The sequence below is a fragment of the Methylobacterium oxalidis genome (assembly GCF_007992195.1).
Classification (GTDB): Bacteria; Pseudomonadota; Alphaproteobacteria; order Rhizobiales; family Beijerinckiaceae; genus Methylobacterium; species Methylobacterium oxalidis.
Map to the genome: position 1 here is coordinate 1 of NZ_BJZU01000179.1, position 8,474 is coordinate 8,474.

Annotated in this window: 8 protein-coding genes and 1 pseudogene; 6 read left to right on the forward strand and 3 right to left on the reverse strand. The window is 66.6% G+C overall.

Annotated elements, in window-relative coordinates:
* The first annotated feature begins 351 nt into the window (after positions 1 to 351).
* Positions 352 to 711, forward strand: a complete 360-nt coding sequence (locus tag MOX02_RS28450) for a hypothetical protein (RefSeq protein ID WP_147029148.1) — start codon at positions 352 to 354, stop codon at positions 709 to 711.
* 6 nt (positions 712 to 717) lie between these two features.
* On the opposite strand, the gene MOX02_RS28455 is transcribed toward MOX02_RS28450, so the two are convergent.
* The gene (locus MOX02_RS28455; protein ID WP_147029154.1) at positions 718 to 1,194 is read right to left on the reverse strand and encodes a Ros/MucR family transcriptional regulator; all 477 of its coding nucleotides are present in this window, start codon (positions 1,192 to 1,194) and stop codon (positions 718 to 720) included.
* 369 nt (positions 1,195 to 1,563) lie between these two features.
* Between MOX02_RS28455 and MOX02_RS28460 the strand changes: the two are divergent.
* Positions 1,564 to 1,752, forward strand: a pseudogene (locus tag MOX02_RS28460) (integrase core domain-containing protein); the annotation flags it as partial.
* Positions 1,753 to 2,094: 342 nt separating this feature from the next.
* Here MOX02_RS28460 and MOX02_RS28465 read toward each other — a convergent pair.
* Together MOX02_RS28465 and MOX02_RS28470 are read right to left on the reverse strand one after the other, a co-directional pair.
* On the reverse strand, positions 2,095 to 2,835 hold the full coding sequence (locus tag MOX02_RS28465) for an SDR family NAD(P)-dependent oxidoreductase (RefSeq protein ID WP_147029155.1): 741 nt from the start codon (positions 2,833 to 2,835) through the stop codon (positions 2,095 to 2,097).
* Between the two features lie 72 nt (positions 2,836 to 2,907).
* The gene (locus MOX02_RS28470; RefSeq protein WP_147029149.1) at positions 2,908 to 3,525 is read right to left on the reverse strand and encodes an isochorismatase family protein; all 618 of its coding nucleotides are present in this window, start codon (positions 3,523 to 3,525) and stop codon (positions 2,908 to 2,910) included.
* 122 nt (positions 3,526 to 3,647) lie between these two features.
* Here MOX02_RS28470 and MOX02_RS28475 point away from each other — a divergent pair, with 122 nt between their 5' ends.
* From MOX02_RS28475 to MOX02_RS28490, 4 genes are all read left to right on the forward strand, one after another.
* A complete protein-coding gene (locus tag MOX02_RS28475) occupies positions 3,648 to 4,559 on the forward strand; it encodes a LysR substrate-binding domain-containing protein (RefSeq protein WP_147029150.1) in 912 nt (303 codons plus the stop codon).
* Positions 4,560 to 4,764: 205 nt separating this feature from the next.
* A complete protein-coding gene (locus tag MOX02_RS28480) occupies positions 4,765 to 5,643 on the forward strand; it encodes a pirin family protein (protein ID WP_147029151.1) in 879 nt (292 codons plus the stop codon).
* 103 nt (positions 5,644 to 5,746) lie between these two features.
* Complete coding sequence (locus MOX02_RS28485) at positions 5,747 to 6,691, forward strand: alpha/beta hydrolase (RefSeq protein WP_147029152.1); 945 nt, start codon at positions 5,747 to 5,749, stop codon at positions 6,689 to 6,691.
* Between the two features lie 32 nt (positions 6,692 to 6,723).
* Positions 6,724 to 8,250, forward strand: a complete 1,527-nt coding sequence (locus tag MOX02_RS28490) for a GMC family oxidoreductase (RefSeq protein WP_147029153.1) — start codon at positions 6,724 to 6,726, stop codon at positions 8,248 to 8,250.
* Positions 8,251 to 8,474 lie beyond the last annotated feature (224 nt).

Genomic DNA, 8,474 nt, shown 5'->3' on the forward strand with positions numbered 1-8,474 from the left:
CCAGTGGCTACATCGGGAATACAGTTTCGCGCCGGCTGAAGCCCACCCTCACTCGTATGAAAGCTGTGTGTTTGGAGCCCTTTGTGTGCGAGCTGCAAGAGAATAGTCCCACCTCCCTCGTCGGCCTTGCAGAAGCGCCCAACGAGCAGGGCATCCCCGTATTGTAGGGCAATGGCGCTTGGAAGGTCGTTTAGGTCGCTCGTCTGCTCGCGCGGCTCGCAGTGCTCAAGGTAGCCGCCTGAGACCCGCGCCGTTCAGCGCCGTCTCGGGGCAGCCCGGAACAACGCGATGGGAAGCGGGTGTTGCCAATTCGTTCTAGGCAGGCTTGGCCGTTTCGGCGATAAGGCAGGCATGCGGCTGATGCTCTGCCTCCTCCTCCTGGTCGTGACTTGTTCGCCTTCAGCGGCGGGTGATAAGGCAGCAGCCGGCCTGAGCAGTCTCGAGGCGCGCTGGCATGGCTGCGTGCGCGACATCTACGATCGTGAGCGGTCCAGCCAAAGCAAAGCAGCCTCACAGCTCAGCGCACTCGACGCGTGCAAGCAGCACGAGGACGCCTACGTGGCCGCCATCCTCGACGCTCAGGTCGCCGAGGAGAAGGCGGCACGACGCCAGGAACGAACCCTCACGGCGCGAGCAAAGGCGTGGGCTGCCTCCGTCCTTGGCTACGTTGTCGATCCGGTGTCGTCTTGGCTCGGTGCCGTGACGCACTAAGATGCCTCAGGCTGCCTTGGGACGCCCACGCCCCTTCGGAGCGTCAGCAGTCTCTTCGTCACCGGCACGTGCACCTGGCCGGCCGAGGCCGATCGCCTTGGCGAGCTCGGAGCGCTGAGCCGCATAGTTGGCGCATACCATCGGGTAGTCGCCCGGCAGACCAAAGCGCTGGCGGTAGCTGTGCGGATCGAGCCCGTGCGTCGCGAGATGACGCTTGAGGGTCTTGTAGGGCCGGCCATCGATGAACGAGATCAGCGCGTCCGGCGTGATCGACTTGCGGATCTGCGGCGGTGTGGCCTTCTCAACCTCGTCCGCAGAGGCCTGAGGCAGGCCGCTCGTGAGGCCGTTCAGCGCCGCGTGCACGCTGGTGAGAAGGGCTGGCAGTTCTGCAAATGGCAGGGAGTTCTTGGCCACGTAGGCCGAGACGATGTCGGCTGTGAGCTCAACGAAGTCGGGGCTCTGCCCCTTAGAATTTTCTGTCATGTTGTAGATCCGAAGTTCGTGCGCCCTCACGCGGCGTAAATCATCATTTGTGCGAGCAAATCAAGAGGGCCGGCGAAGAAACAATCAGAGGGAATTCTTTCGATGCAACACGCCCCCGCGGTCCTGCGCCCAAGGTTCAACCTTCGTCCCTTCTTGCTTCTCTCGCGACGACCTTAATCATCTTGACCTGACCGGCTGGCTTTGGGCTGGGCTGATTGCGAGGATCAGCCAGGATCGGAGGAGCTGGAGATGAGGCGAGGTCAGAGGCCGAGTGCCGAGCAGGCGGTGCTGAGGCTGTGCCAGATCGAGGTGCAGACAGCCCAGGGCAAGGGCATCACGCTTGCGTGCAAAGAGTCGGGCATCCGCGAGCAGCTGAAGGACGAGTGCCTACGTCAGGAGATCTTCTACTCATTGAGGGAGGCGCAGACTGTGATCAGTCTCTGGCAGAACACCTACAGCCGCGTCCGGCCGCACTCGTCACTGGGCTACCGGCCACCCATGCCCGTCAGCTTCCCGGATCTCGCCTTCCGCCTACCCGTGTCCGCTACCATGCAGTAGCCTCACAAGTGGCTCGGCCCAAAATACCGGTCAGGTCAGTCACGACATCACCATTTCGCGGTCCATCAAGTGAGACCGTTCGCTGGACGAGTTTCCTTTTGGCTCAGCCAACCGGGCTTAGCAGCCTACTCTGCGGGTTAGTGATGGGAACATCTCTTAGAGATCGGTCAGGAACGTCTCTACATCCGGGTGGACACGCCGGCTCCGACCACATTGCGGTGACGACCGAGCGCTCGACTATGAATTCGCGCAGGACTAGCACAGCGTGCTTCGGGCGATGCTCGCGGCGGCGAGGTGCCGTTGCCGCAGGCCACCAGAATGGCCGCCACCGCGCCGCTGAGGTCAAGCATTTGCTCCGCCGTCGACAGTGAACGCAGTGCCATTCACGGACCGCGCCTCCGGACTCGCGATGAAGGCGTACAGCGCGGCCACGTCCTCGGCCCGGCCGTACTCCTTGATCGCCATCCGCTGCCGCTGCGCTTCCGCATGGGGGCCGTCGGCAGGATTCATGTCGGTGTTGGTCGAGCCCGGATGCACCAGGTTGACGGTGATGCCGTGCGGGCCGAGATCGCGGGCGAAGCCCTTGGTCAGTGCGACGAGGGCGGACTTGCTGGCAGAATAGAGCGCCTTGCCGGCGTCGGGCACGCGGTCGGCGAGATTGCTGCCAGTCGTGATGATACGGCCGCCCTCGGACATGTGCGGCAGTGCCGCCTGCGTCGCCAAGATGACCGCCCGCACGTTCACTGCGAGCGTCGCATCGATGTCTTCGAGCGTGATCTCCCCGACCGAGCCGTAGCGAATTATGCCGGCGTTGTTGACGAGGATATCAAGACCGCCCAGCTCGGTGGCGGCCCGATCCACAGCCTGCTTGATCGAGGCCGGATCGGCCGCATCCATCTGGATCGCCACGGCACGGCCGCCGGCCGTTTGGATCTCTGTCGCGATGGTTTGTGCGGCGTCGGCCGAGCGCTCGTACCCGACCGCGACCGTGGCGCCTTCCGCCGCGAAGCGCCGGGCGATGGCCGCCCCGATGCCGCGGCTCGCGCCGGTGACGAAGGCGCGTTTTCCCTGAAGCGATAGCATGACGAGCTCCATTGCGGTGATGTTCAATCCAATCTTGCGTTCACGGTTACGGCAGTATCTCCGTGAAGCCTTCTACTTGCCGAGGGCGGTGGCGATCTGCCCCACAAGAGTTGCCCAGGGCATGTCGAGCGCCTCATAGACGACGGCCGCCTCGGGTCTCCCGTTGTCCCCCAGGATCTCGACCATCAGCGTCGCGTAGTCGGACAGGACGACGCCTGCCTGCGCCATGCGGAGAAGGCCGGCTTGGCGCTTGGTCTCGCTGAAGGTTCCGGACGCGTCGACCGCCACGTAGGCGTCGAGGCCGCGGGCGACCGCCGTCATGGCGGGGAAGGCCGCGCAGACTTCGAGCGAGATGCCGGCAAAGATCAGCTTCTTGCGGCCCGTGGCCTCTATTGCCCTGGCGACGCGCGCGTCGTCGTAGGCGTTCACCGAGGAGCGGTCGATGATCTCGATGCCGGGCAACGCATCGACCAGCTCGGGGAAGGTCGGACCCCACATGCTGTCGCGCGCCGTCGTCGTGACCACGAGGGGCAGGCTGAGTGCCTTGGCGGCTCGTGCCAGGGCGACCACGTTGTGCTTGAGCTCGCCCGTGGAGTAGTCCCGCACGCCCGTCATCAGGCCGACCTGATGGTCGACGAGGACGAGGGCGGCATTCTCGGCGGTGAGCGGTTCGTAGACGCGAGCGGTCATCGTGTCCTCCTGCACAAAGCCCCTCGGGGCCAGCGACAGGCGAGAGCTATCGGCTGGACCGACGGACCAGAAGCCGCGACAATCCGAACTCAGCGTACAGCCAGTTGGACGATGGGTGACACGTGCTCGATCTGAACGACTTCTTCTACTTCGTGCAGGTGGTCGACCGCGGCGGGTTCACAGCCGCCGGGCGTACCCTGCGCGTGCCAAAATCGACCCTGAGCCATCGCCTCCAGCAGTTGGAGAGCGCCCTCGGCGTCCGGTTGCTGAACCGGACCTCGCGCCGGTTCGGCATGACGGATGCCGGAGAGGACTTCTATCGCCACGCAGTCGCGATGCTCCGCGAGGCCGAACTGGCGGAGACGACGATCCGCCAGCGGCTGACGGAGCCGACCGGCACGGTGCGGTGTACGGCCGGCGTCGCCACCATGCAGTTCGCCATGGGGGACATCATCGCGGACTTCCTCGCACTCTACCCGAAGGTGAACGTCGTGGCCCATGGCGCGAACCGTGCCGTCGATATTGTCGGCGAGAACTTCGACATCGCTGTGCGGGCCCATACCGACCCGCTGCCCGACTCGAACCTCGTCCAGCGCACCCTCGCGCCGGCGCCTTGGTTCCTGTTCGCCGGATCGGAGTACCTCGACGAGAACGGCTCACCGGAGACCCCGGACGATCTTCGGGACCATCCGTCGCTGTTCATGATGCGAGCCGGCGTGGCGCCAGTCTGGCGGCTGCGGCACGCGAGCCGCGCCGGGGACGAGGTGGTGCTACCGCTGAGCCCGAGGCTCATGGGCGACGACATGGTCGGGCTCCAGCAGGCCGCGATCCGCGGCATCGGTTTGGTGGCCCTGCCGAGCTACATCTGCCGTCAGGCCGTTCGGTCGGGTGCCCTGCGGCGCGTTCTGCCTGACTGGGTCGCGGGCGACTCCACCCTGACGGCCCTCATCCCCTATCGCCGAGGCCTACTGCCGTCCGTTCGCGCCTTTCTCGACCACCTCGCGGCGGAGTTCCCGAAAGCCGTGCTGCTCTAGGCGCCTCAAGCGTAGCCGGAACTCCATCGAGGCCGGTCGAGAGGGCTGCGCAGGCGCCACGCCGATCAGCATCCGTTGGACGGACCTTCAAGTTCAAACAGCACACCTATCGTCCAACAGGTCGGACGATAGGTCTCTAAATCCCTGCCTTCTCGCCCATCAGGCGCTGCCGTTACATCGGCTCGGGAACACAGCGAGGTGGGACATGACAGCCCTCGACACCATCCAGGAGGCGGAGCCGGTCCGCCCGCGGCTCGGTGAGACCACTTACGGAAAGCCTCACCGCATAGGGTCGAATTTCACCGCCAGACACTTCTCCGAGAGTGACTTTGGCGGACGCATGGACCCGCTCCTGATGGTGGACCACTTCGTGATGACGGGTCCGACCTTCGACCCTCACCTCCACGCCGGCATCTCGGCCGTCACCGCCGTGTTCGAAGATTCAACCGGTGATTTCCTGAACCGGGATACGCTGGGCCGCAATGTCGCCCTCAAGCCCGGAGACCTCTACTGGCTCGCGGCAGCATCAGGTGCCGCTCACGAGGAGCGGCCGGCGGAGGGCGCTCGGGTCCACGCCCTGCAAATCTTCGTCAATCTACCCGCCCGCCTGAAGGCAGGACCGGCCCGCGCGCTGCACGTGCGGGCGGCCGACGTCCCGCGCCTCGAAGGTCGCGGGCACCGCGTACGCGTCGTCCTAGGGCGGAGCGGTGACGTCAGCGGCGCGGGCGGCACACCGGAAGAGATGACCCTGCTGGATGGCTTCCTGGAGCCGGGTGGGGCCTTCGCCCAAGCGCTGCCCGAGGGACGGCACGCCTGGATCTACGCCGTGTCGGGGCGGCTGTCCGTCCGCTGCGGTGAAGAAGAGCGCCTTTTGCCGGAGGGCGGCGCGCTGGCGGTCGGCGCCGGTTCCGACGCCGAACTCATCCTCGAAGCCGCCGAACTCTCGCATTTCGTGCTGTTGGCCGGAAGACCGATCCGCGAGCCTTTCGTCAAGCGCGGTCCGCTGGTGATGTCCACGGTGGCCGACGTCGAGCGCGCACTCGCCGGCTACGCCCGGGGCGAGTTCGGCTTCTTCCCGGCCTGAGATCCGATCATCCGACACACGAACGCCACGCGGCGCCAAGCGACGCGCGGGCAGTGAAACCATGCCCGGCGGCAGTTGGGCGGATGCGCCAGCGGAGAATGCGATGAGCCCCGACAGCTTCGGTTCCGACGTCATTCCGGGAACGGTCACGGTTCCGCTCGCCGAGGAAGAACGGCATCGCGAGGGCGCCCTGCGGGATCTGTTCGCCCGCTTCTGGGGCACGGCAACAAGAGAGCCGCGAGTCGTCTACGACGCCTTCGTGTCCGGCAGCCCGCTAGCGGATGCCGTCACGTTCGACACCGTGGACGAAGATGGAGTCCGCGGCTGGTGGCTGCGCCCGCAGGATGCCGAGGTCCGCCGAGCCATCCTCTTCCTGCACGGCGGCGGCTACGTGCAGGGTACGGCCACGGCCTATCGCGGCTTCGTCAGCCAGGTCGCAAGCCGGGCCGGCGTCGCCGCCCTCGCCATCGACTACCCGCTGGCGCCGGAGGCGACGCTGCCCGCCGCCCCGAACGCGGCGCTCGCCGCCTGGGATTGGCTTATCGGCCAAGGCTACGAACGCATCGCCGTCGTCGGGGACTCGGCCGGGGGCGGGCTGAGCCTCGTCACCCTGGCAAACCTCGCCCGACGCAACGACGGACCGGCGCCGATTGCGGGGGTCGTGTTCTCGCCCTGGACCGACCTGACCCTGTCCGGCTCATCCATGAGCGATCCGGCGCGGCAGGACCCGCTCATCGACCGCGAGTACCTGCAGGACTGCGCCCGCAAGTACGTCGGCACGTTCGACGCCGGCGATCCGCTGGCCTCGCCGCTCCTGGGTGACCTGCGCGGACTGCCTCCGCTTCTAATTCAGGTCGGCACCGACGAGCGTCTCCTCGACGATGCGACGCGCTACGCCGCCCGGGCGAACGAGGCCGGTGTCCCGGTGCGGCTGGAGGTCTGGGAGGGCCTGCATCACGTCTTCCAGCTCGACGTCGCCCACCTCGACAGCAGCCGCCGGGCCCTCGACCGGGCCGCCGCCTTCCTGCGCCGCGCCTTCGCATCCTGATCATCGCCGCTCTTGAAGAGGACATGCCTAGCATGCCGACACATGCCGCCATCCCAGCCAAGGCCTTCGACGTCGTCATCGCCGGCGGAGGCTCGGCGGGCGCCGTGCTCGCGCGCCGGCTCAGCGAGAACCCCAACCGGGCGGTGCTGCTGCTGGAGGCAGGGCCGGCCTACGCACCGGACGCCTATCCGGACGTCATCGCCGACGCGAACCGGGTCGGTGGCGACGCGGCGCATGATTGGGGCTACCACACCCAGGACCGCTTCGGCCTCGGTCACGACGTGCGCGCAATCCGCGGCAAGGTGCTCGGCGGCAGCTCCGGCGTGAACGCGGCGGTCGCAATGCGGGCGCGGCCATCCGACTTCGCCCGCTGGAGCGCGCGCGGTCTCGACGGATGGTCGTGGGACGAGGTGCTCCCGGTCTTCAAGGCGCTGGAGAATACGCCGACAGGCGACGATGCCTGGCGCGGGCGTTCCGGCCCCTTCCCGATCCGCCAGCGCACGATGGAGGAGATCACCCCGTCCATGAGGGCCTTCGTGCTGGCGTCAGAGGCGGCTGGCCTGTCCCGCATCGCAGACTTCAATGGCGCGGAGCAGGACGGCGTCTCTCCCTATCCGCTGAACGTGGTCGAAGGCCGGCGCATCAACACAGGCATCGCCTACCTGACCGAGGCGGTTCGTCGCCGACCGAATCTCACGATTGTCGGGGGCGCGGAGGTCGACGCCGTGCTGTTCGATGGCCGGCGCGCACGCGGCTTGAGGCTGGCGAGCGGCGAGACTGTCGAGGCCGGGCGGGTGATCCTCTCGGCCGGGGCGTTCGGCAGCCCTGCCATCCTGATGCGGTCGGGCATCGGGCGGGCGACGCATCTGCAGGACCTCGACATCCCCGTCCTTCAGGACGCGCCGGTCGGCGAGCGGCTCAAGGAGCATCCGTTCTACTATAACGTCTACGCGCTGAAGCGGGAAGCGCGGTCGATGGACCCGGTCGCGGGCGCGATCATCTGGACGCGGTCGAGCGAGGCCGCTCCGGACGAGATCGACCTCCACATCTCCGGGACGCACATCTTCGATCCGGCCCGCAGCCCGACCGGCGGCGCCATCGTCCTGGCCTGCTCGGTCACGCTGCCGAAGTCCGTAGGCTCGGTCCGGCTGGCGAGCCGCGACCCTCGTGCCATGCCGCTGATCCGCTACAACTTTTGCGAGGATCCGAGCGACCTGCGACGCATCATGGAGGCCGTGCGACTGTCGCGGCGCATTGGCCGGACGGCCCCGTTCAGCGACGTGGTTGAGGCGGAGATGTATCCCGGCACCGACATAGATGACGACGCGGCACTCCGGCGCGCGGTGCTGTCCTCAATAGACGGATACGCCCACCCGACATCTTCCGTCCCAATGGGCGGCCCCGACGACCCCTGGGCCGTGGTCGATGGGAGCGGCGCGGTCCGCGGAGTGGAAGCCTTGAACGTGGTCGACGCGTCGATCATGCCCGACATCGTCTCCGCGCCGACCAACGTGACCACGATCATGATTGCCGAGGCGATCAGCCGGAGGCTGGGCTAGTGCTCGCCTCGGCGCGGCGAACAGAACTGTTCGATGTTCTCTCTTGCATCATGAGCGGATCCTCTATAGCTCGCTTTCAAAAACTTACTGTTGGCGCATGCTTGATCTGTGTTCCGGCCTCAACTGATGTTCGGTTCGGAGATATAGGCGACGGCCAGCCTAATGGCTGAAATGGGCGCAAAGCTTCCGACCAAGTTTGGCCATTAGCGGCCCGTTCGCTTTAG